The organism is Actinoplanes sp. NBRC 101535 (assembly GCF_030269225.1).
Lineage (GTDB): Bacteria > Actinomycetota > Actinomycetes > Mycobacteriales > Micromonosporaceae > Actinoplanes > Actinoplanes rectilineatus.
In genome coordinates, this window is record NZ_BSSY01000006.1 from 1 (window position 1) to 21,447 (window position 21,447).

The 21,447-nt window shown below is 70.1% G+C and carries 24 protein-coding genes and 1 pseudogene; 21 read left to right on the plus strand and 4 right to left on the minus strand.

Annotated features, from left to right (window positions below):
- Nucleotides 1-298 precede the first annotated feature (298 nt).
- The 11 genes and pseudogenes from QSK32_RS17695 (at nucleotide 299) to QSK32_RS17745 (ending at nucleotide 8,079) form a co-directional block, all read left to right on the plus strand.
- Complete coding sequence (locus QSK32_RS17695) at nucleotides 299-721, plus strand: Fur family transcriptional regulator (RefSeq protein ID WP_045740195.1); 423 nt, start codon at nucleotides 299-301, stop codon at nucleotides 719-721.
- An 8-nt stretch (nucleotides 722-729) separates the two neighbouring features.
- The gene (ygfZ, locus tag QSK32_RS17700; RefSeq protein WP_285472733.1) at nucleotides 730-1,758 is read left to right on the plus strand and encodes a CAF17-like 4Fe-4S cluster assembly/insertion protein YgfZ; all 1,029 of its coding nucleotides are present in this window, start codon (nucleotides 730-732) and stop codon (nucleotides 1,756-1,758) included.
- 29 nt (nucleotides 1,759-1,787) lie between these two features.
- The gene (locus tag QSK32_RS17705) at nucleotides 1,788-2,621 is read left to right on the plus strand and encodes a beta-keto acid cleavage family enzyme (protein WP_285472578.1); all 834 of its coding nucleotides are present in this window, start codon (nucleotides 1,788-1,790) and stop codon (nucleotides 2,619-2,621) included.
- Nucleotides 2,618-3,529, plus strand: coding sequence for an asparaginase (locus QSK32_RS17710; RefSeq protein ID WP_045740194.1), 912 nt, complete (start codon nucleotides 2,618-2,620; stop codon nucleotides 3,527-3,529). Before QSK32_RS17705 ends, QSK32_RS17710 begins: the two co-directional genes overlap by 4 nt.
- A 78-nt stretch (nucleotides 3,530-3,607) precedes the next feature.
- A pseudogene (locus QSK32_RS17715) lies at nucleotides 3,608-3,952 on the plus strand (helix-turn-helix domain-containing protein); the annotation flags it as partial.
- Nucleotides 3,953-3,990: 38 nt separating this feature from the next.
- On the plus strand, nucleotides 3,991-4,482 hold the full coding sequence (locus QSK32_RS17720; protein ID WP_045740192.1) for a hypothetical protein: 492 nt from the start codon (nucleotides 3,991-3,993) through the stop codon (nucleotides 4,480-4,482).
- A 76-nt stretch (nucleotides 4,483-4,558) separates the two neighbouring features.
- The gene (locus QSK32_RS17725; protein WP_045740191.1) at nucleotides 4,559-4,873 is read left to right on the plus strand and encodes a DUF2516 family protein; all 315 of its coding nucleotides are present in this window, start codon (nucleotides 4,559-4,561) and stop codon (nucleotides 4,871-4,873) included.
- Nucleotides 4,874-4,898: 25 nt separating this feature from the next.
- On the plus strand, nucleotides 4,899-5,786 hold the full coding sequence (locus QSK32_RS17730) for an alpha/beta fold hydrolase (protein WP_285472580.1): 888 nt from the start codon (nucleotides 4,899-4,901) through the stop codon (nucleotides 5,784-5,786).
- 100 nt (nucleotides 5,787-5,886) lie between these two features.
- Entirely contained in the window at nucleotides 5,887-6,321 is a 435-nt protein-coding gene (locus QSK32_RS17735) for a hypothetical protein (RefSeq protein ID WP_157410716.1), read from the plus strand.
- Between the two features lie 25 nt (nucleotides 6,322-6,346).
- Nucleotides 6,347-7,123, plus strand: a complete 777-nt coding sequence (locus QSK32_RS17740) for an EI24 domain-containing protein (protein ID WP_285472581.1) — start codon at nucleotides 6,347-6,349, stop codon at nucleotides 7,121-7,123.
- A 71-nt stretch (nucleotides 7,124-7,194) separates the two neighbouring features.
- Complete coding sequence (locus QSK32_RS17745; protein WP_285472582.1) at nucleotides 7,195-8,079, plus strand: AraC family transcriptional regulator; 885 nt, start codon at nucleotides 7,195-7,197, stop codon at nucleotides 8,077-8,079.
- A gap of 28 nt (nucleotides 8,080-8,107) precedes the next feature.
- Here the strand turns inward: QSK32_RS17745 and QSK32_RS17750 are convergent, their stop codons facing one another.
- The 3 genes from QSK32_RS17750 to QSK32_RS17760 form a co-directional block, all read right to left on the minus strand.
- Nucleotides 8,108-9,121 (minus strand): LacI family DNA-binding transcriptional regulator, encoded by a 1,014-nt coding sequence (locus tag QSK32_RS17750; RefSeq protein ID WP_045740187.1) that lies wholly within the window; start codon nucleotides 9,119-9,121, stop codon nucleotides 8,108-8,110.
- Between the two features lie 18 nt (nucleotides 9,122-9,139).
- Nucleotides 9,140-10,543: a GH1 family beta-glucosidase gene (locus QSK32_RS17755; RefSeq protein ID WP_045740186.1), complete on the minus strand. Its 1,404-nt coding sequence runs from the start codon at nucleotides 10,541-10,543 to the stop codon at nucleotides 9,140-9,142.
- 92 nt (nucleotides 10,544-10,635) lie between these two features.
- Nucleotides 10,636-11,397, minus strand: coding sequence for a maleylpyruvate isomerase family mycothiol-dependent enzyme (locus tag QSK32_RS17760; RefSeq protein WP_045740185.1), 762 nt, complete (start codon nucleotides 11,395-11,397; stop codon nucleotides 10,636-10,638).
- A gap of 58 nt (nucleotides 11,398-11,455) precedes the next feature.
- Between QSK32_RS17760 and QSK32_RS17765 the strand changes: the two genes are divergently transcribed.
- Nucleotides 11,456-12,538: a UDP-N-acetylmuramate dehydrogenase gene (locus QSK32_RS17765; RefSeq protein ID WP_083448758.1), complete on the plus strand. Its 1,083-nt coding sequence runs from the start codon at nucleotides 11,456-11,458 to the stop codon at nucleotides 12,536-12,538.
- A gap of 1 nt (nucleotide 12,539) precedes the next feature.
- Here the strand turns inward: QSK32_RS17765 and QSK32_RS17770 are convergent, their stop codons facing one another.
- Nucleotides 12,540-13,298: a CAP domain-containing protein gene (locus QSK32_RS17770; protein WP_285472583.1), complete on the minus strand. Its 759-nt coding sequence runs from the start codon at nucleotides 13,296-13,298 to the stop codon at nucleotides 12,540-12,542.
- A gap of 403 nt (nucleotides 13,299-13,701) precedes the next feature.
- Here QSK32_RS17770 and QSK32_RS17775 point away from each other — a divergent pair, with 403 nt between their 5' ends.
- The 9 genes from QSK32_RS17775 (at nucleotide 13,702) to QSK32_RS17815 (ending at nucleotide 21,442) form a co-directional block, all read left to right on the plus strand.
- Nucleotides 13,702-14,400: a response regulator transcription factor gene (locus tag QSK32_RS17775; RefSeq protein WP_045740183.1), complete on the plus strand. Its 699-nt coding sequence runs from the start codon at nucleotides 13,702-13,704 to the stop codon at nucleotides 14,398-14,400.
- An 85-nt stretch (nucleotides 14,401-14,485) separates the two neighbouring features.
- Nucleotides 14,486-16,873 carry a chemotaxis protein CheA gene (locus tag QSK32_RS17780; protein ID WP_045740182.1) on the plus strand — a complete coding sequence of 796 codons (2,388 nt, stop codon included), beginning with the start codon at nucleotides 14,486-14,488 and terminating at the stop codon, nucleotides 16,871-16,873.
- A gap of 1 nt (nucleotide 16,874) precedes the next feature.
- Entirely contained in the window at nucleotides 16,875-17,312 is a 438-nt protein-coding gene (locus QSK32_RS17785; protein WP_045740181.1) for a chemotaxis protein CheW, read from the plus strand.
- Nucleotides 17,312-18,184, plus strand: coding sequence for a hypothetical protein (locus tag QSK32_RS17790; protein ID WP_045740180.1), 873 nt, complete (start codon nucleotides 17,312-17,314; stop codon nucleotides 18,182-18,184). Before QSK32_RS17785 ends, QSK32_RS17790 begins: the two co-directional genes overlap by 1 nt.
- 13 nt (nucleotides 18,185-18,197) lie before the next feature.
- The gene (locus QSK32_RS17795; RefSeq protein ID WP_045740179.1) at nucleotides 18,198-19,367 is read left to right on the plus strand and encodes a protein-glutamate methylesterase/protein-glutamine glutaminase; all 1,170 of its coding nucleotides are present in this window, start codon (nucleotides 18,198-18,200) and stop codon (nucleotides 19,365-19,367) included.
- Nucleotides 19,364-20,209: a CheR family methyltransferase gene (locus QSK32_RS17800; RefSeq protein ID WP_045740178.1), complete on the plus strand. Its 846-nt coding sequence runs from the start codon at nucleotides 19,364-19,366 to the stop codon at nucleotides 20,207-20,209. The genes QSK32_RS17795 and QSK32_RS17800 overlap by 4 nt, the downstream gene beginning before the upstream one ends.
- 5 nt (nucleotides 20,210-20,214) lie before the next feature.
- Nucleotides 20,215-20,601, plus strand: a complete 387-nt coding sequence (locus tag QSK32_RS17805; RefSeq protein ID WP_183222472.1) for a response regulator — start codon at nucleotides 20,215-20,217, stop codon at nucleotides 20,599-20,601.
- Nucleotides 20,598-21,083, plus strand: coding sequence for a chemotaxis protein CheX (locus QSK32_RS17810; protein ID WP_045740176.1), 486 nt, complete (start codon nucleotides 20,598-20,600; stop codon nucleotides 21,081-21,083). The genes QSK32_RS17805 and QSK32_RS17810 overlap by 4 nt, the downstream gene beginning before the upstream one ends.
- Nucleotides 21,080-21,442: a response regulator gene (locus tag QSK32_RS17815; protein WP_045740175.1), complete on the plus strand. Its 363-nt coding sequence runs from the start codon at nucleotides 21,080-21,082 to the stop codon at nucleotides 21,440-21,442. The genes QSK32_RS17810 and QSK32_RS17815 overlap by 4 nt, the downstream gene beginning before the upstream one ends.
- Nucleotides 21,443-21,447 lie beyond the last annotated feature (5 nt).

Sequence of the window (21,447 nt, forward strand, 5' to 3'; positions counted from 1 at the left end):
GCGCATCGCCGCGACGAAGATGCCAGGCATTGACCTCCAGGATGCACGCCCACACGTCACCGGCCGACCGCAACAACCCGAAGCACCGCTGCCGCTGAGCCCGCGTCACCCGCAGACCGATCCGGGCAGTGCGATGCACCACCGGCCCGACACCCACCCGAACTCTAGGCATGAGACCAGTATCCACGAGACCCTAGGCGCGAAGCAATAGTGAGCCCGTGGTGACATCCAACAATCCGGTACCCGACCGACCCGGTGAACATTCGTGGTCAACGCACTAGCGAACTATGCTCGACGGGTGTCCGCCACCTCGCTTGCCGCCATGCTCCGTGAGCGTGGGCTGAGGCTCACGCCGCAGCGCCAGCTGATCCTCGAGGCTGTGCACGAACTCGGCCATGCCACGCCGGAGTCCGTGCACAACGCCGTCCGCGAGCGAGCCGCCGGCGTCAACATCACCACTGTCTACCGCACGCTGGAGCTTCTCGAGGAGCTCGGCCTGGTGAACCACACGCATCTGTCGCACGGCTCGCCGACCTATCACGCGGCCGGTGAGGATCAGCATGTCCATCTCGTCTGCCGCTCCTGCGGTTCGATCTCCGAGATGGATCCCGCGGTGATGCGGCCGGTCACCGACCAGCTGCTGCGTGAGCGGGATTTCCGGGTGGACGTGGGGCACGTCTCGTTGTTCGGGGTGTGCGGCGATTGCAAGGAGGCCGAGTGAGCGTCGTGATGGTCGAGGACCTCGACCCGTCCGCTGCCGACGCGGGCGTGCCGGCGCACTTCGGTGACCCGATGCGTGAGCAGCGTCTGCTGGAGACCGCGGTCGGCCTGGTCGACCGGTCCAACCGGGATGTGCTGGCGGTGCCGGGCGAGGAGCGTGCGAGCTGGCTGCACACGCTGACCACGCAGCATCTGACCGGCCTGTCCGTGGGGCAGGGCAGTGAGCTGCTGGTCCTCTCCCCGAACGGGCATGTCGAGCAGCACGCGTTCGTCACCGAGGACGGCACGACCGCGTGGCTCGACACCGAGCCGGGTGCGGGCGCGGGCCTGCTGAGATACCTGGAGATGATGCGGTTCTTCACGAAGGTGGAGCCGCGGGACGCTACCGCCGAGATGGCGGTGCTGTCGCTGGTCGGTCCCGGGGCCGCGGATCTCTTCCCGGATCTGGGTGAACCCCGGGTGGGTGCGGTGCCGGGTGCGAAGTTCGCCGCCGGCGCGGTGCCTGCCGGGGCGACGAGCCTCTACGGGGTACGTGACTTCGAAGGTGGCCTGGCCCGCCGCGTTCCGTACGGCGTCGACCTGCTGATCCCCCGTGCCGCCCGGACGGCCGTCATCGAACGGCTGGGCGTGGCGCGGGCCGGGCTCTGGGCGTTCGAGGCGGTCCGGGCCGCCCGCCGCACGCCGCGGCTGGGCTGGGAGACCGACCACCGGACGCTGCCCGCCGAGGCCGGTTTCATCGCCACCGGTGTGCACCTCGACAAGGGTTGCTACCGGGGGCAGGAGACCGTTGCCCGGGTGCATCACCTGGGCCGTCCGCCGCGTCGCCTGGTCCTGCTGCACCTGGACGGGGTGGCCACCGATCACCCGCCGGCGCGGGGCACCGCGGTCGAGTTGGACGGCCGGGCGGTCGGTTTCGTCGGCACCGCGGTCCGGCACCACGAACTCGGCATGATCGCCCTGGCCGTCGTGAAGCGCAACGTCGCCGACGACGCCCGCCTGACCGTGGGGGAGTCGGCCGCGGCCATCGACCCGGAGTGATCACGGTCCCGCATGGCAGGATGCAGGGCATGACCGGGACCTTGATCACCGTCGCTCCTACCGGCGCGGAGAGCCGTAAGGCCGACGTGCCGGCGTTGCCGGTGACGCTCGACGAGCTGGTGTCGACCGCCAAGGAGTGCGAGGCGCTCGGCGCGTCGGTCGTCCACGTGCACATCCGGGATGCCGCGGCCCGGCCGACCCTGGATCGGGGCCGGCTGCGCGAGACCGTGGTGGCGCTGCGGGAGTCCACCGGCCTGATCGTGCAGCTGTCGTCGGGTGGCGCGGTGACCGACCCGGAGGCCGATCGGCTGGCCGTGCTGGACGCCGCCCCGGAGATGGCCTCCTGCACGATGGGCACCGTCAATTTCGGGGACGACGTGTTCCTGAACCGGTGGGAGTTCATCGTCGACCTGCACACCCGGATGCAGGAGCGCGGCATCGTCCCCGAGTACGAGATCTTCGACCTGGGCCAGCTCACCACGCTGCGCCGTCTTCTCGACAAGCATGGCCTGCCCGCCGGCGGTCACGTGCACGCCGACCTGGTGATGGGCGTGCCGGGCGGGATGCCGGGCACCGCCGCCGCCCTGGTCGCCTGCGAGCAGGTGATCCGGGATCTGCCGGCCGGTTCCACGTTCTCGGCGACCGGCATCGGCCGGAGCACGCTGCCGGTGATGCTGGCGTCGCTGGCGTGCGGCGGGCATCTGCGGGTCGGCATGGAGGACACCCTGACGTATGCGAAGGGCCGCCCGGTCGAGTCGAACATGCAGCTGGTGGCCCGTGCCGTCGGTTTCGCCCAGTTGGCCCAGCGTCCCCCTCTGACCCCCGCTCAAGCTCGTGACCTGCTCGGAGTTCCACACCGATGATCGTTGCTGAAGTCGTTCGTTCCGGGTTCGTGGAGAGCGTCCACCACGGTGTCGTCGCGGTGGTCGGTGGTGACAGCCTCGGTGACGTGACCGCTCCGGTCTTCCCGCGGTCGTCGAACAAGCCGTTGCAGGCGGTCGGGATGCTCGGGTGCGGTCTGGTGCCGCGTGAGGAGGCCGACCTGGCCCTGTTCAGCGCGAGCCACGACGCCGAGCCGTTCCACGTGGACCGGGTGCGTGCCGTCCTGGCGTCGGTCGGTCTCGGCCCGGAGGCGCTGCTCTGCCCGGCCGAGTTGCCGATGGGGGAAGCGTCCCGGAATGCCTGGCTGCGGGCGGGCGGTGGTCCCGAGCCGATCCTGATGAACTGTTCCGGCAAGCACGCCGGCATGCTCGCGACCTGCGTAGCCAACGGTTGGCCGCTGGACTCGTACCTCGCAAATGATCATCCGTTGCAGAAGGCTCTCGCCGACGCGGTGAGCCGGCTCGCGGGTGAGCCGATCGCCGCCGAGGGGGTGGACGGTTGTGGTGCTCCGGTGCTGGCCGTCTCGCCGCTGGGTCTGGCCCGGGCTTTCCTGCGGCTGGTCGAGGCCGAGCCGGGTACGCCCGAGCGCCGGGTCGCCGATGCCATGCGGGCGCATCCGGAGCTGGTGGCCGGTACCGGCACCGAGGACACCGTGTTGATGTCCGCGGTGCCGGGCCTGTTGTCGAAGAAGGGCGCGGACGGTGTGGCGGTGGCCGCGGTGCCCGGGGTGGGTGCGGTGGCGGTGAAGATCTCCGACGGTTCGGCGCGGGCCCGGATGCCGGTGCTGCTGTCGGAGTTGCGGCGGCTCGGTGTGGCGGTGCCGCCGGTGCTGGCCGAGGTGGTGCTCGGCGGTGGGCGTCCGGTGGGTGAGGTTCGTCCGATTCGGTAACGGTGGGTGACTCGTTTCACGCTAGCAATTGCAAGCATTGTGCTTGCAAGAGCTAGCACTCGGGGCTACCGTCGAGCCATGGCCACGCCCAAGGATCTGCCCGAGGACATCGGATCGTTCATCCGTGACCTGCGGCAGACCGCGAGGATCTCGCTGCGGCAGCTCGCCGACAAGGCCGGGGTGAGCAACCCCTACCTCAGCCAGATCGAGCGTGGCCTGCGTAAACCGAGCGCCGAGGTGTTGGCGCAGATCGCCGGCGCCTTGCGAGTGTCGACGCCCGCGATGTATTTGCGGGCGGGATTGCTCGATGGCGAGGGCCAGCAGGGCGTGCTGGCTGCCATCGCGGTCGACCCGGAGCTCACGATCGCGCAGAAGCAGTCTCTGACGCAGATCTACGAGACGTTCCGTAACGAGAACGCCCGCGCTGAACCGCCCCGGACCACTCCGACCGAGGAGACCTCATGACCGAGCAGACCAAGACCCGCATCCCCGCCCCCCTCTACGCCGCCGCCGGCGCCGGTGACCTCGCCTTCGAGCAGCTCAAGAAGCTGCCCGCCGTGGTCACCGAGCTGAGCGACAAGGCCGCCGCGTCGCTGCGCACCTACAACGAGCAGGCCAACACCCGGGCCGCCGAGCTGCGCGACAAGGCGAACGGCACCGACTTCACCGCCATCCGGGACAACGCGGCCACCGCGGCCACCTCGTTCGCCCAGGTCGCGCAGGAGAAGGCGGTCGCCGCCTACACCGCTCTGGTGGCCCGCGGCGAGCGCGTCGTCGGTTCCGGCGTGGTGGAGACCGCCGACGTGGTCAACGCCGACATCGAGGCCACCGAGGCGTCGAAGGCCGTCGAGGCGCCGGTGCCCACCGAGCCGAAGGCCGTCGAGGCCGCGCCGAAGCCGCGCAAGCGCGTCAAGCCGGCTGTCGCCAAGACCGACGAGAAGTCCGCGGAGTAAGAACGCGACCGAGTCGGCACCACGACATGATCTGCGGGCCCCGGCTTTGCCGGGGCCTGCCGCATAGACTCGGGACATGGCCACTTCCACGCCGATCTTCTTCGCCGACGTCCGGTACTACATCGACGTGACGGTCTTCCTCGTCGCGGTCATCGTCCAGGCGATCGCCCTGATCCACTGCCTCACCCAGCGTGGGCCGGGATTCCAGGCGCTCGGCACCCTGCCGAAGGGCGCGTGGGCGGCGATCATCGCCGTCTGTCTGGTGATCACCGTGCTGACCAGCGGTCGCATCCTGATGATCAGCATGATCGGCATCGCCGCGGCGCTGATCTACCTGCTCGACGTCCGTCCCGGTCTCAAGGACCTGTCGGACGGCAAGGGCCTCTGGTGACGGCGTTCCGCGCCTCCGCGCGCCGGTGAGGGGCCGTTTCGGTCCACCTCCGCCGGACGGCGGTCCGCGTCTGCAGCGCATGGACCGGACCGGGCCGCGGACGGGCCGGCCCACCTTGCCGGTTCCGGCCACCGAGGTGGTCCTTCTCCCTTCCGGTGTACGCGTGGAGCAGCTCGTCACCGGCACGGGTGAACCGGTGACCGTGTTCGCGCACGGGCTGGCCGGGGACATCGCCGGCACCCGCCCGCTCGGCAGTGGTGTGGCCGGCCGCCGGGTGTTCTTCCACTTCCGCGGGCACGGCCGGTCCGATGTGCCGCCCGGCCCGTGGTCGTTCGGTGATCTGGCGGCCGAGTTGCGCGGTGTCGCCGACCGGTCCGGTGCGACCCGCGCGGTGGGCGTCAGCATGGGTGCGGCGGCGCTCTGCCGGTTGCTGGCCGAGACGCCGGACCGTTTCGAGCGGGTGGTGTTCTACCTGCCCGCCGTGGTGGACGGCCATCGTCCGGAGTCCTCGGTGGAACGCCTGGCCAGGCTGCTCGCCTCGGTCGAGTCCGGGGAGGCCGCGATGATCGCCGACGCGGTGGAGCAGGAGCTGCCGCCGTCGGTGCGCAACACCCCGGCCGGGTGGAGTTTTCTGCGGCAGCGGGTCGAGCAGTTGCAGCGGGACGGCCTGGCGCCGGAGCTGGAGTCGCTCTGGCCGGAGCCGGCGGTGCCCGACGAGCGGCTGCTCCGCGCCTTCCGCGGCCGGGCTCTGGTGATCGGCTGCCGGGGCGACGACGTGCACCCGTTGGCCTGGGCCGAACGGCTGGCCGGACTGCTGCCGAACGCCGGGCTCGAGGTGTTCGACCGGCCGTCCGTTCTCTGGAACAACCGTCGTGAGCTGCGGGATCGGATCTCCACCTTCCTGAACGGGTGACCCGTAACTTTTCCGGCGTCGATCCGGTGTTCCTGACGTGCGCGTGTCCCCTAAATCCGTCTTTTTCGCATTGGTAGTTCTCGGGCTGCCGTTCGCGGTCGTGACCGGGTGGGCTCTCGGCGCTCCGTCCCCGCAGCCCCTCGCCTCCTCCGACGATGCCGACGCCCTGTCCGGCACCTTCTCCGGTGGCGACGCCCCGGCCCCCGGCGGCGGCGTCCTCGGCACGGCGCCGACCCCGGTCACCCGGACCACACCGGTCTCCGGCAACCGGCCGGACCGGCAGCCGCCGACCGTCACCACCGCACCGGCGGCGACCTCCGCCGGCCCCACACCCACGCCGACCGTGAGCACGGTGGTGGTGACCGTGACACCCTCGCCGTCGGAGCCGGCCGTCACCACGACCACCACCAGGCCACCACTGATCGTGCTGCCACCGGTGCCGACTCCCACCCAGCCCGCCACCGCGGAACCGGACCCCGGGTCGTCGGGTGCCGGCGGCGACCCGGATCCGACGACCCGGCTCCGCGGAAAGTAGCCGGCGGGCAATAAGCTCCCGGAACGTGAATGCAGATCAGAGTCGTCCGGTCACCGCCCTCCGCCAGTTCGTGGTGGGTGTCGGACTGCTGGGCCGTGGACTCGGCATCGTCCTGAGCAACCCGCGGCTGCTGCTGCTCGGCCTGCTCCCGGCCCTGCTCTCCGGGCTCGTCTACATGATCGCCCTGGTCGTGTTCCTCCGTTTCCTGCCCGACCTGTCGGGACAGGTCACCTGGTTCGCCGGCGACTGGGCCGGCTGGCTGCGCGGCACCGTCGAAGTGATCGCCGGCGCCGGGCTGCTCGGCCTCGCGGTGCTGTTCGGCATCCTCACCTTCACCGCGGTCACCCTGGTGATCGGCGACCCGTTCTACGAGAAGATCTCCGAACTGGTCGAGGAACGGTTCGGCGGCGTACCGGACGCGGTCGAGGCCGGGTTCTGGCGGTCGACGCGGCGCAGTGTGGCCGACGCGCTCCGGCTGATCGGCATCTCCATCCTGGTCGGCATCCCGCTCTTCCTCCTCGGCTTCCTCCCGGTGGCCGGGCAGACCGTGATCCCGGTGCTCGGCGGCGCGATCGGCGGCTGGCTGCTCGCCCTGGAACTGACCGGTGTGCCGTTCCAGCGCCGCGGTCAGCGCCTGCGGCACCGGCGCGTGGTGCTCGCCCAGGACAAGCCGCTGACCCTGGGCTTCGGCGGTGCGGTCTTCGCGGCGTTCCTGATCCCGCTCGGCGCTGTCCTCCTGATGCCGGCCGCGATCGCCGGAGCCACGCTGCTGGCCCGCAAATCCCTCGGCAAGTCGATCTGATCGGATCGGGCAGCAGGGATCGGGCGGGACGGGGTCGCGAGCGACGAGAGTCGAGGTCGAAGGGAGGTCCCATGATCACGGCACTCAACCACCTCGTCGACATCGTCGAGGAGAACCTCACGGGCGGCTCCGGCGTCACGGGCTTCGACGTCACGGACGTGGCCCGGACGCTCGGCACCACCGAGTACCACCTCCGGCGGATGTTTTCGTCGCTGGCCGGAATGCCCCTGTCCGAGTACGTCCGTCGCCGCCGGATGTCGGTCGCCGCCGCCGACGTGGTGCGGGGCGAGCAGGACCTGCTGAGCATCGCGGTCCGGCACGGGTACGGCTCGACCGAGGCGTTCGGCCGGGCGTTCCGGGCGGTCCACGGCGTGTCACCCGGCGAGGTACGCCGTGACGGCGGGCCCCTTCGCACACAACCGCAGCTCAGGTTCCGCCTGAGCGTCGAAGGGAGCGAACGTATGGACACCCGCATCGTCGACCACCCCGCGTTCCGGCTGACGGGGCACGCCGCCCGGGTTCCGCTGATCCACCAGGGCGTCAACCCGCACATCCAGCAGCACCTGGCGAGCCTGCCGCCGCAGGAACACGCCCGTCTGAAGGGTCTCGCCGAGACCGAACCGGCGGGCCTGCTCGCGGTCAGCGCCGACCTCGACCCGGACCGCGCCGAGGGCAGCGAACTGACCTACCTGCACGGGGTCGCGGTACTCGCGACCACGACACCTCCGGAGGACCTGGACGTCATCGAGGTTCCGGCGGGCCGGTGGGCGGTCTTCCGGGTCGCCGGGCCGTACCCGCAGGAACTCCAGAAGGCCTGGGCAGCGACGGCGACCGAATGGTTCCCGTCCAACCCGTGGCGTCTGCGGCCGGGTCCGGAGATCGTCGCCGTGCTCGAACGGGCGGACGACTTCAGCACCGCGACCTGCGAGTTGTGGCTCCCGATCGAACCGTCATGACGGTGGGTGGGGCCGGGCCGGCGGCGGGTCAGGCGGAGGCACGGATGATCAGTTCGGTGGGCAGCACGATCGACGGCGGGACGTCCGGGTCCTCGGCGATCAGGCGCAACATCTGCCGGGCCATCGTCCGGCCGGCCTCGCCGATCGGCTGGCGGACCGTGGTGAGCTGCGGATCCGTGTAGCGGCTGATCTCGAAGTCGTCGAAGCCGATGATGGCCACGTCGCCCGGCACCTGGCGTCCGGCCGCGCGCAGGGTCTGCAACGCGCCGTGGGCCATCAGGTCGGAGGCGGCGAACACCGCGTCCAATTCGGGATCGCGGTCCAGCAGGTCGCGCATCGCGGCCACCCCGGACTCCCGGGTGAAGTCGCCGGCCGCCACCAGTTCCGGCAGTCCGGCCGCGCGCAGGGTCTGCCGGTATCCGATCAGGCGTTCGATGCCGGCCACCATGTCCTGCGGGCCGGCGATGGTCGCGATCCGGCGGCGGCCGCCGGCGACCAGGTGGCGGACCGCGGCGGCCACCCCGCCGGCGTGGTCCACGTCCACGTAGGGCACCGGCGGGTCCTCGTGCATCGGCCGTCCGCTGCAGACCACCGGGATGCCCTTGCGGGCCAGCGCTGCGGGCAGCGGGTCGGCGCCGTGGATCGAGGCGAACATGACGCCGTCCACGTGGCCGGCGACGGCGTACCGCTCGACGCGATGGTGACCGGCGGGTGAGCCGGTCATCATCAGTACGAGCTGCTTGTCGGCCGCCTCCAGTTCGGCGCCGACGCCCCGGATGATCGCCGGGAAGAACAGGTCGTCGGAGAACACCCGGTTCGCGGTCTCCGGCAGGATCAGCGCGATCGAGTCGGTCTGCCGGGTGACCAGGCTCCGGGCCGCCTGGTTGGGGACGTACCCGAGTTCTTCGACGGCCTGGTTGACCACGTCCCGGATGGACGCGGCCACCGTCGTCGAGCCGTTGACGACGCGGGAGACTGTCGCGCGGGACACCCCGGCACGACGGGCCACCGCTTCCAGCGTCGGCCGTCCCCGCGTCGTCACAAGCCGCTCCTGTCGTCTTTACTCCAGGCCGTTGCGCCCGATGACCTCGCGGTACCACTTGGCGCTGTCCTTGAGCACCCGGCGCTGCGTCGTGTAGTCGACGTGCACCATACCGAAGCGCTTCGCGTAACCCTCGGCCCATTCGAAGTTGTCCAGCAGCGACCAGGCGAAGTATCCCCGCAGGTCCACGCCGGCGGCCAGCGCGTCGTGGCAGGCGCGCAGGTGGGCGTCGACGTATTCGATGCGGCGCAGGTCGTGCACCTCGCCGTCGGCCGCCGGGACCTCCGGGTACGCCGCACCGTTCTCGGTGATCATCAGCGCGGTGCCCGGGTAGTCCCGGTGGATGCGGGTGAGCAGCCGGGTCAGCGAGGCCGGTTCGATCTGCCAGTTCATGTCGGTGACCGGGCCGACCGGCGGGCGGAACGCGATGCCCTCGCTGCCGGGGTAGTCCAGGGCGCCGGGGTGTCCGGGCTTCGCCGACACGTACGACGGGGTGTAGAAGTTGATGCCCAGCACGTCGATCGGCGCGTTGATGATCGCGGTGTCGCCGTCGCGGATGAAGGACAGGTCGCGGAAGCGGGAGATGTGCTCCAGCACGTCCGCGGGGTATTCGCCACGCAGCAGCGGGTCGAGGAAGATCCGGTTGGCCAGGCCGTCGATCAGACGGGCCGCGTCCCGGTCGGGAGCGCTCTCCGGGTCGAGCGGCGAGACCTCGCAGGGGTTCAGCGTGATGCTGATGTTGGTGGCACCGGCCGAGCGCAGGGCCCGGGCGGCCAGGCCGTGGGCCAGGTTGAGGTGGTGCACGGCGGTGAGCGCCTTGACCGGGTCCTGCACGCCGGGGGCGTGGATGCCGGAGCCGTACCCGAGGTAGGCGGCGCACCACGGCTCGTTCAGCGTGGTCCAGGTGCCCACCCGGTCGCCGAGCCGGGCGTGGACGATCCGGGCGTACTCGGCGAACGCCTCGGCGGTCTCCCGGTTGGCCCAGCCGCCGCGGTCCTCGAGCGTCTGCGGGAGGTCCCAGTGGTACAGCGTGACGACCGGGTCGATGCCCTTGCCGAGCAGTTCGTCGGTGAGCCGGTCGTAGAAGTCCAGCCCACGGGTGTTGACCGGGCCGGTGCCGTCCGGCTGGATGCGGGGCCAGGCGATCGAGAAGCGGTACGACGCCAGGCCCAGATCGGCCATCAGGGCGACGTCGTCGACGTACCGGTGGTAGTGGTCGCAGGCGACGTCACCGGTGTGCCCGGCGTGCACCTTGCCGGGGGTGCGGCTGAACGTGTCCCAGATGGACGGGCCGCGGCCGTCCTCCCGCGCCGCACCCTCGATCTGGTACGACGCCGTGGCGGCACCCCAGACGAAGCCCGCGGGGAAGGTGATCCCTGCCGGTGCGGGCTGGGCCGACGTGGACGTGACGGTTGCCGTCATGGGCTTCACCGCTTCCTGCTCATGATCCCGATAACTTAACCGGTTCATCTTAAGGGTTCACGGCGTCGGCACCAGGCCACTGGGAAAAGCGATCAGCCGGTGTGCAGGGCCTGCAGGAGTCGTGGGTCGCCGGTCACCGCGAGCTGGTCGAGCCGTTTGCGCCCCATCAGGGCCAGCACCAGGTCGCCGGCGGTGCCGGTGGCCTTGGCCCGGGCGTGGTGGTCGTCGCTGTCCAGGATCGTGCCGGTGTCCAGCAGGGCGACGCCCGAACCCCGCAACCGGACGAACCACTCCTGGGCGGCATCCGTGCCGACCAGGTGCACGACACCGTGCAGATCGGTCGGGCCCTGGCGTTTGCCGGCCGGCAGCCAGGTGTCCAGCACCTCACTGACACCGTCGGCGGCGAGCTTGGTCTCGATCGGGGTGGCCCGGCCGGCCGCGGTCTCGGCGTCCCAGCGGTGCACCGAGATCTCGTGCGCCATCCGCCGGTGCCAGAAGGCGGCCCGTTTGGGCTGCGGCGCCCAGTTCCACGCCGGGAGGTCGGGGTCGACCGCCTCCAGGGTCTCGATCGTGCCGGTGATCTCCCGGCGCAACACGTCGAGGGCCTCGGGCCACTCGGGACGGGCCTCCGGGACGGGCGAGACGTCCGGATGGTCGGTCACCCCGCGCGCGACGGTGGAGCGTACCCATCGAAGGACGGCTGTCACGTGCTCGGTCAGATCGGCCACCGACCAGTCCGGACAGCCGGCCACGGCGGGCTCGGGGCCGGTCTCGGAGACCGCCTCCCACAATGCGGGCCCGTCGGCGCGCAACGCTGCGAGCCAGAAGTCCTTCGTCGCGTGCACCCTGTTCATCGCACTCGTCTCCCGCTCGGCCGGACCGCTGGTGGGCCATCCCCACCGTGAGCTTAGGGTGAACGACGTGCCCGACGCATACGCGGATCAAACGACTGACACTTCTTCGGCTCGGGAACACCTCCTGGCGGCGTACACGACGTTACGCCTCGGGGGTCCGGCCGGCACGGTGACCGCCGTGGATCACCCGGATGACGCGGTGTCCGTGGTCCGGGAGACCGCGGCCGCGGGCCGGCGGCTCCTGGTGCTCGCCGGCGGCAGCAACGTCGTGATCGGCGACGCCGGATTCGACGGCGAGGTGCTGCTGCTGCGCAACCGCGGTGTCGAGGTGGTCGGTGAGGACCCGGCGTCGGTGCTGGTCCGGGCCGCTGCGGGCGAGAGCTGGGACGCTTTTGCGGAGTACGCGGTGAGCAACGGCTGGTCCGGTGTCGAGTGCCTGTCCGGCATCCCCGGTTCGGCCGGCGCCACCCCGATCCAGAACGTCGGGGCGTACGGGCAGGAGGTCGCGCACACCATCGAGGCGGTGCACGCGTACGACCGGGAGGCCGGTGCCGTGCGGGTGATGTCGCCGGACGAGTGTGCCTTCGCCTATCGCTCCAGCGTGTTCAAGCACAACGACCGTTACCTGGTGCTGTCGGTGGACTTCCGGCTGGCGAAGTCGGCCGACTCCGCCCCGATCCGGTACGCCGAACTGGCCCGCTCGCTGGGTGCCTCGGCCGGTGACCGGGTGCCGCTGCGCCTGGCCCGGGACACCGTGCTCAAGCTGCGGGCCGGCAAGGGCATGGTGCTCGACCCGGAGGACCGGGACACCTGGTCGGTCGGTTCGTTCTTCACCAACCCGGTGGTGCCCGCCGCGTTCTTCGCGGGTCTGAGCGGCAGCGCGGAGATGCCGCACTGGCCGGGCGCCGACGACACGGTGAAGCTCCCGGCGGCCTGGCTGATCGAGAACGCGGGTTTCCCCAAGGGTTTCGCCGGTGACGGTGTCGCCATCTCCTCCAAGCACACCCTGGCGTTGACGAACCGGGGTGCCGGCACGACCGGCGCTCTGCTGGATCTCGCCCGGACCATCCGGGACGGGGTGCACGCCCGCTTCGGTGTCGAGCTGCACCCCGAGCCGGTGCTGGTCGACTGCGCGCTGTGAGTCAGCGCCAGCCGAACACCTGGGTGTAATAGGGAGTGCCGTCGGCGGCGTACGAGACGGCGGCCCCCATCTTCCGGGCGCTGCAGTTGAGGATGTTGGCCCGGTGTCCCGGGCTGTCCATCCACGCGTCGACCACCTCGCGCGCGGACCGGAATCCCCAGGCGATGTTCTCGCCCGCGGGCTGGGTGTAACCGGCCGCCTTGGCGCGGGTGGCGAGCGTGGAGCCGTTGCGCCAGGTGTGGCTGAACAGCCGGGTCCGGGCCATGTACCCGCTCTGCTGCGCGGACGCGGTGACCAGGTCGGGTTCGACGCCCACCGCGGGACAGCCGGCCACCCGCCGTTCCCGGTTGGTCAGCCGGAGCACCGAGGCGGTGATCGCCCGGGTCCGGGTCCGGACCATCGGTGTGGCCTTCTTCTCGACGCTGCCGGAGGCGGCACTGTCCCCGCGGACCGGTGCCGGGGCCTCGGCGGCACGGTCTTCCCGGGCGGGCGCCGGGTTCTTCTTCTTGCCCTTGCGGATCGGCGCTGAGTCGACGGCGTCGCCGCGGATCGGCGCTGGGTCGGCACTGTCCCCGCGGATCGGCGCCGGACCGGCGTCCGGCCCCCGCGGCGGCGCCGGGCGGGCCTCGGACGGCGGTGCGGGCACCCGGGCCGGGCGGGGCGGGGTGACCGGGCCGTGCGCCAGGGCGGGCGCGGTCAGGACGAGCAGTGCCGGCGCGGCCGCGAGAAGAGCGGCACGCCGTATCACCAGGTCGAACACGGGTTCCTCCGGAACGGGACAGGACGCGGATCGTTCATCACGGCTATCGCACCCCGTTGTACGTGGCGTGTCACATCTTTCGCGGAACGGACGAAATGCCGTACGAAAGATGTCAGGCTGAAGGGATGCCCCCGGCGTGCCCCGCACACCGGCTCGGGCGGTGAGTCGAGCGGATACTGCGGGACCGGCTCGTGTTCGAGTCCGATGACGCTAGACTCGTGACTGTCCGTAAATAGGTGATGACATCACGCTATGGTGGGTTTTCCGCCGTTGGACTTTTCTCCCGTTCGCGGTCATGCGAGCGGTTCCAGGCAGGACGCTGATCTCCGGCACTCACCCGTGCCCGGAGTCAGCCGTGCCCGATCGGGCGCATGCACCGGGTTGGGGGCAGGGTGAGCAAAAGATGAGTCGCCTACTCGTGGTGGAGGACGACCCGGACATCGCACTCGCTCTCCGGTTGCTGTTCAGCCGGGCCGGCTACGAGGTGGCGCACGCCGCCGACGGCCGGGCTGGGCTCAAGGAGGCCTACGCCGAACACCCCGACCTGGTGGTGCTCGACGTCGGTCTGCCCGAGCTGGACGGCTGGCAGGTGCTGGAGCGTTTGCGGGACGTCTCGGACGTGCCGGTGCTGGTGCTCACGGCGCACGGTCAGGAGGCCGAGAAGGTACGCGGCCTGCGTGGCGGCGCCGACGACTACCTGACCAAACCGTTCGCGAACAACGAGTTGCTGGCCCGGGTCGAGGCGCTGCTGCGACGCTCGTCGAGCGGGCAGAACAGCTGGGCCAGCCAGATCTACGACGACGGCCTCGTGCACCTGGACCCGACCAAGCGCCGGGTCTACGTCAAGGGCGAGGAGAAACGCCTCACGCCCACCGAGTTCCGCCTGCTCAACGCGCTGGTACGCCATGCCGGCGCGGTGCTCTCCCCGAACCAGCTGCTGACCCAGGCCTGGGATGACCCGACCGGCATCGGCCAGGAACGGGTCAAGTTCGCGGTGCTGCGGCTGCGCCGCAAGATGGGTTGGTCAGACCCGGACGAATCACCCATCGAGTCCGTCCGCGGATTCGGATACCGCTACCGCCGACCGGGCGGAGACGCCTGATCAATCGCCGTACCGGTCGAGTCTTCTCAGTTGACGCCCGAGAGCGTCGATGAGGGCTGTGAAGCCGAGCAGGAGGTAGTAAGACGTGGAAGACCTTGGCGAGATCGTCGGCGAATTCCTGATGGAGAGCCACGAGAACCTGGACCAGATCGACCGGGACCTCGTGAGCCTCGAGCAGGAACCGGACTCGCGTGACCTGATCTCCCGTATCTTCCGGGCGATCCATACCATCAAGGGCACCAGCGGATTCCTGGCGTTCAGCCGCCTGGAGAAGCTCGCCCACGGTGGCGAGTCGCTACTCTCCCGGCTCCGGGACGGCGTCCAGCCGGTCACGCCGGAGACCATCACCGTGCTGCTCGCCACCATCGACGGCGTCCGTTCGCTGCTCTCCTCGATCGAGGAGAAGGGCACCGAGGACGAGGTCGACATCGACAGCATCCTCGTCAAGGTCCACGCGCAGATGAACGTGCCGTCGGACAGCGCACCCGCCGCTGACCAGGCCGCCCCGGCAGCGGCGGAGAGCGCGCCGGCTGCCGAGGCCGGGGCCGCGCCGGCCGCCGAGGCCGAGACACCGGTTCAGCTGGACGAGACCCCGGCCCGCCCGGCACCCGACCCGGTCGCCGACCAGCGCCAGCCCATCGGCCAGATCCTGGTCGACGCGGGTGCGGCCGCGCCGTCGGACGTGTCGTCGGCCCTGCAGCAGCAGATCGAGGGCGACGAGCGCAAGCTCGGCACCATCCTGCTCGAGGAGGGCAAGGCCCAGCCCGCCGCGGTGAACGAGGCGCTGCAGCAGCAGGCGCCCAAGCGCAGCATCGCGGACAGTGCGATCCGGGTCGACGTCGACCTGCTGGACACCCTGCTGAACATGGTGGGCGAGCTGGTGCTGGCCCGTAACCAGCTGGTCCGTGGCGTGATGGAGATCGGGGAGTCCGGTCTGGTGCGCAGCGCCCAGCGGCTCGGCATGATCACCAGTGAGCTGCAGGCCGGCATCATGAAGACCCGGATGCAGCCCATCGAGCACATCTGGTCCAAGCTGCCCCGCGTCGTCCGGGACCTGAGCAACTCGCTCGGCAAACAGGTCCAGCTGGTGATGCAGGGCAAGGACACCGAACTCGACCGGAGCCTGCTGGAAGCGGTCAAGGACCCGCTGACCCACCTGGTGCGCAACGCGGTCGACCACGGCATCGAGGACCCGGACCGGCGGGCCGCGGCCGGGAAGAACATCGAGGGCACGCTGACGCTCCGCGCGTACCACGAGGGTGGGCACGTCGCGGTCGAGGTCGCCGACGACGGTGCCGGCCTGAACGTCGACCGGATCGCGGAGAAGGCCGTGGAGAAGGGGCTGCTCCGGCCGGACCAGATCCCGAACATGGACCGCCGCGACATCATGGCGATGGTCTTCCAGCCCGGCTTCTCCACCGCCGCGAAGGTCACCAACGTCTCCGGCCGCGGCGTCGGCATGGACGTGGTCAAGACCAACATCGAGAACATCGGCGGCGCGGTCAGCGTCGACTCGACCCCCGGTGAGGGCACGGTCTGGCGGCTCACCATCCCGCTGACCCTGGCGATCATCCAGGCTCTCACCGTCGACTGCGGCGAGCAGCGGTACGTCGTACCCCAGGTCGCGGTCCTCGAACTGGTCTTCATCGACGGGCAATCCACCAAGATCGAGTACGCCTCGGGCGCCCCGGTCTACCGTCTGCGCGGCAAGCTTCTCCCGCTGATCCGCCTCGACCGCGCCCTCGGTCTCGAGGTCGGCGGCGACCAGGGCGTCTACATCATGGTGCTGCAGGCCGACGGCCGGCGGTTCGGCATGGTCGTGGACCGGGTGCTGAACACCGAAGAAGTCGTCGTCAAGGCCCTGAACACCCGGTTCAAGGACATCGGTCTGTACGCCGGAGCCACCATCCTCGGCGACGGCAAGGTCGGCCTGATCCTGGACGTGTCGTCGCTGGCCCGGCGCTCGCACCTGGCCGTCGACTCGGAACGCGAGAACGTCGTCGCGAACTCGAAGTCCTCCGGCGGAGGGGGAGTCCAGCGCCTGCTGGTCACCGCGGTCGGCGAACGGCGGGTGGCCATCCCGCTGGACACCGTCACCCGGCTCGAGGAGTTCCCACGGGACCGCATCGAGCACGCCGGTTCGCGCGAGGTGGTGCAGTACCGCGGACAGATCCTGCCGCTGGTACGCCTCTCGCACCTGCTCGGGGTGTACGGCGAGGAGATCGAGGGCGACACCGTGTCGGTGGTCGTCTACAGCGAGGGCGGACGGAGCGTGGCACTGGTGGTGGACCGGATCGTGGACATCGCGGAGAACGAGACCACCGCGCGTCGCGACGCCGAGGAGGACGGCCTGGTCGGCACGGCGGTGATCCAGCAACGGGTCACCGAACTGCTCGACGTGCGCCGGGCGATCCTCGCGGCCGACCCGAACTTCTACAGCGATGCCGAGGACGACATGCTGGTGGAGGCCTGACATGGGCAGTCGTCAGTTCGCCACCTTCGAGGTGGACGGACAGCTCTTCGGAGTCGAGGTGCACACGGTTCAGGAAGTGCTCTCGTACAACGAGTACACGCCGGTGCCGCTCGCGCCGCCGGCCGTGGGCGGGCTCTTCAACCTGCGTGGCCAGGTGATCGCGGCGGTGGACCTGCGGGTCCAGCTCGGTCTGGCCCGGCAGGCACTGCACGGCCCGGTGATGAACGTGATCCTGCGGGGCGACGGCGAGCCGGTGAGCCTGCTCGTGGACAAGATCGGTGAGGTCGTGGATCTGGAGGACGAGAAGTTCGAGCCGCCGCCGGACACGCTCAGCGGTCCCACCCGTGAACTGGTGGTGGGCACGTTCAAGCTGGACGGGCGTCTGATGCTGGCTCTCGACGTCAATCAGGCCGTCGACACGTACCGCGCCACCACCTGATGTACAGCCTGGTCAGCGCCCCGGTCCTGGGCTTCGACCTGACCCGCCTGGACGGCGGGCCGGCCGCGGCCGAGGTGCTGCTGCGCGCCCTGCGCCTGCAGACCGGGGACCTGCCGGTGCTCGCCGAGCGACTTCCGGACGAGGACGTCCGCGGCCCGCTCTGGGTCGAGGTGGAGAGCGCGGCACGCCGGATGCCGTCCCTCAAGGCGATGTCCAAAGATGACCCGGCCGGAAACCTCGCCTTGGTCGAGCGTGCGCCGATTGGGTCGGTCGACTCGCTGCTCACCTGCATCCGGTACGACGTCATGTCGTGGACCTGGCAGGGGAGCGGGCGGGCGGCGCAGCAGAGTGAGGAGGCTGCCGCCGCCACCGCGCTGCTCTGCGACGCGGCGGTGGCCAGCTACCTGCGGGAAGTGCTTGACGACGAGACTCGCCGCGGTCTCGGCGCCGGTTGGGTGGCCGCGGTGCGCAAACTGCCGACGGGCGCGCCGATCGACATGGGACCGCACCACTACACGGTGTCGGCTCTGCTCGACCGGCTGCGTACGTTGCGCCCGGAGGATCGGCAGCGGGTCACCACCGCCGCCGACGACGCCCGGCGCAACACCGCCGGATGGTCTCCCGCCGTCCACTCGGCCTCCTGGGCCGCCTATCTGTCGGACCGGGTCCGGACCGCGGCAGCGGCCCAGATGCTCCTGGTCCAAGCGGTGGACTCGGCGGGAATTCCGCTGGCCGATCGGGCCGGCGGGGTCTGGAACATGCTCAGCGGCGCCGTTCAGGCGCTGGTGGTGCGGGATCTGCTGGACACCGCCACGGCTCACCGGCTGCTCGCGCCGGTGGTCGCGGCGCTCGGCCCGGCCTGGCTCGGTTGAAGGGAGTGGTCGAATGATCTCGGTACTCGTCGTCGACGATTCCGTGGTGGTCCGTCGGCTGATCGTCGACGCTCTCGGGGAGGCGCCGGGCATTCAGGTCGTCGGCACGGCCGCGAACGGTCTGCTGGCCCAGGCGAAGATCGACCAACTCAAACCCGATGTGGTCACCATGGACATCGAGATGCCGCAGATGGACGGCATCCAGGCGGTGAAAGAGCTGCGCAAGCGGCATACCAGCCTTCCAGTGATCATGTTCAGCACGCTCTCCGCGGCGGGGGCGACCGCGACGCTGGAGGCGCTCTCCGCCGGAGCGACCGACTACGTCACCAAGCCGAGCAACGTCGGCTCGGTGAAGGAGTCGATCCAGGCGGTCCGCGATCAGCTCGTCCCCAAGATCCATGCGCTGGGTGGCCGTCGCCGTCCCGGTGCGGCCGGTCCGCCGTCCCGGGGACCCGCGCCCGCCGCCGGACTGCGCCCCGGCGCCGCACCGGTGCGCCCGGGTGCGGCACCCACGACGGCCCGCCCGGCTGCGGGTGGCCCACCGCCGGGACGTCCCGCCGCCACTCGCCGTCCCGGAGTCGCGGGCCGGTGCGACATCCTGGCGATCGGCTCCTCGACCGGCGGGCCGGACGCGCTGACCAAGGTTCTGCTGGGTCTCCCGGCGGATCTGCCGGTCCCGGTCGTCATCACGCAGCACATGCCGCCGGTGTTCACCAAGATGTTCGCCGAGCGTCTCGACCGGAGCACGCCGTTGCGGGTGCTGGAGGCCGGCGACGGCATGGAGCTCGCGGCCGGCACGGTCTACATCGCCCCGGGCGACCGTCACCTGGTCTTCCAGCGGCGGGGAACCGCGACGCTGACCCAGCTCAGCAGTGCGCCACAGGAGAACTCGTGCCGGCCTGCAGTGGACGTGATGTTCCGCTCGGTGGCGGCGTTGTACGGCGCATCGGCTTTCGCGGCCGTGCTCACCGGAATGGGACAAGACGGACGGGGTGGTGCGAAAGTGCTACGAGACTCGGGCGCCGAGGTACTGGCACAGGACGAGGCGACCTCGGTGGTCTGGGGCATGCCCGGCGCCGTGGTCACGGCGGGGCTGGCGGACGAGATCCTGCCACTCGACAAGATCGCGGGAGCGCTGCTCAGCCGGGTTCGGGTCGGGCGGTCGCCGGCGGTGGCCCGATGACCCTCTCGCAAGCGGAGTTCACCTTCGTCTCGAACCTGGTCCGCAAGGAGGCGTCCATCGTCCTCGCGCCGGGCAAGGAGTACCTGGTCGAGGCCCGTCTCATCCCTGTCGCCCGTGCCGTCGGGGCGCCGAACGTCAACGACTTCATCGCTGACCTGCAGAAACGTCCCAATCCGCAGCATCAGCGGAAGATCATTGATGCGCTCACCACCAACGAGACCTCGTGGTTTCGGGACCGGGAACCGTTCTCGGCGCTCATCGACGTGGTCCTGCCCGACCTGATCAAGGCGCGGCAGGCCGTCCGTAAGCTGCGCTTCTGGTCGGCGGCGAGTTCCAGTGGCCAGGAGGCGTACAGCCTGGCCATCACCCTGCAGGAGAACCTGCCCGCGGGATGGACCTACGAGATCATGGGGACCGACATCTCCACCGAGATGATCGCCCGCGCGGAGAAGGCCGAGTACAGCCAGGTCGAGGTGAACCGGGGTCTTCCGGCTACCCAACTGGTGCAGTACTTCGAGCGGGCCGGCGCGCACTGGCGGATCATCCCCGCGCTGCGCAAGAACGTCTCGTTCAAGCACATGAGCCTGACCGCTCCGTTCCCGCCCATGCAGCCGTTCGACGTGATCTTCCTGCGTAACGTGCTGATCTATTTCGATGTCGCCACCAAGCGGCAGGTGCTGCAGAACGCCGCGAAGATCCTGCGCCCCGACGGGTGGCTCTTCCTGGGCGCGGCCGAGACGACGATCGGGATCGACGACAACTACGAGCGAGTGGCCGCCGGCCGCACCTCTGCATACCGGATCCGTAACGCGGTGCCCGCCGGTGCCGCGAGAAGGGGATGACGCCGATGCGCGCCATGGTGATCGACGACTCGCGCGCGATGCGCATGATCCTCAAGCGCATTGTCACGAAGCTCAACTTCGAGGCGGTGGAGGCGGGTGACGGCAAGGAGGCGCTCGACCTTCTCGCCGACATGACCGAGGTGCCGGACCTGGCCCTCATCGACTGGAACATGCCCAACATGAACGGGCTCGAGTTCGTCACCAAGGTCCGGGCCGATCCGCGTCTGCGGGAGATGACCCTGGTCATGGTCACCACCGAGAGCGAACAGAGCCAGATCGTCCGCGCACTCGCCGCGGGCGCCCACGAATACGTGATCAAGCCCTTCACGGAGGGCGCCATGATCGAAAAGCTGGCCCTGCTGGGCCTCGTCCCGACCGGAGCGAACTCATGAGCGTCGAAGTCGAGGTTGACGAGAGCGACCTCGCCGAGATGGTGGAACAGGTCTGGGAGTCGTACCTGGACCCCGAAGGCGTCAGCCCGCTGATCCCGACCTACGACGAGAACCAGGCGTCGGAGGTGCATTCCTCGGTCTCCATCACCGGTTCATGGAGCGGGCACGTCGTGTACGCGTCCTCGACCGCGGCGGCCCGCCGCGCGGCCGCGGCCTTCCTCGCCATGGAGCTCGAGGAGGTCAGCGAGGAGGACATCTCCGACACTCTCGGAGAGCTGGCCAACATCGTCGGCGGCAACGTCAAGGCGATGCTGCCCCCGGGCGCGCAGTTGTCACTGCCGCAAGTTGTGCTCGCGCCGGAGTCCACGGCGCGTTACCCGAACGCCGCCCGTATCAGCGGCGTGTACGGGTTGTGGGAAGGCGAGCCCGTGTCGATTTCGATGTGGCAGATCAGCAGCGAGACAAAGGAGGACGGTGCATGAAGATCCTCATTGCCGACGACAGCCGGGTGATGCGGCAGATCGTCGTTCGTACCCTGCGTCAGGCGGGATTCGGCGACCACGATCTGATCGAGGCCGCGGACGGGCAACAGGCCTACGACATGGCCCTCAGTGAGAAGCCCGACCTGATCATCTCGGACTGGAACATGCCGCACCTGACCGGCATCGAAGTCCTGCGGCAGATCCGCGCCACCGGCAACAACGTGAAGTTCGGCTTCGTGACCTCGGAGTGCACTCCGGAGATGAAGGAGGCCGCGGAGGCCTCAGGCTCGGCGTTCTTCATCGTCAAACCGTTCACAGCTGAGCGATTCGATGAGGTTTTCGCTCCTATTTTGGGATGATTAAG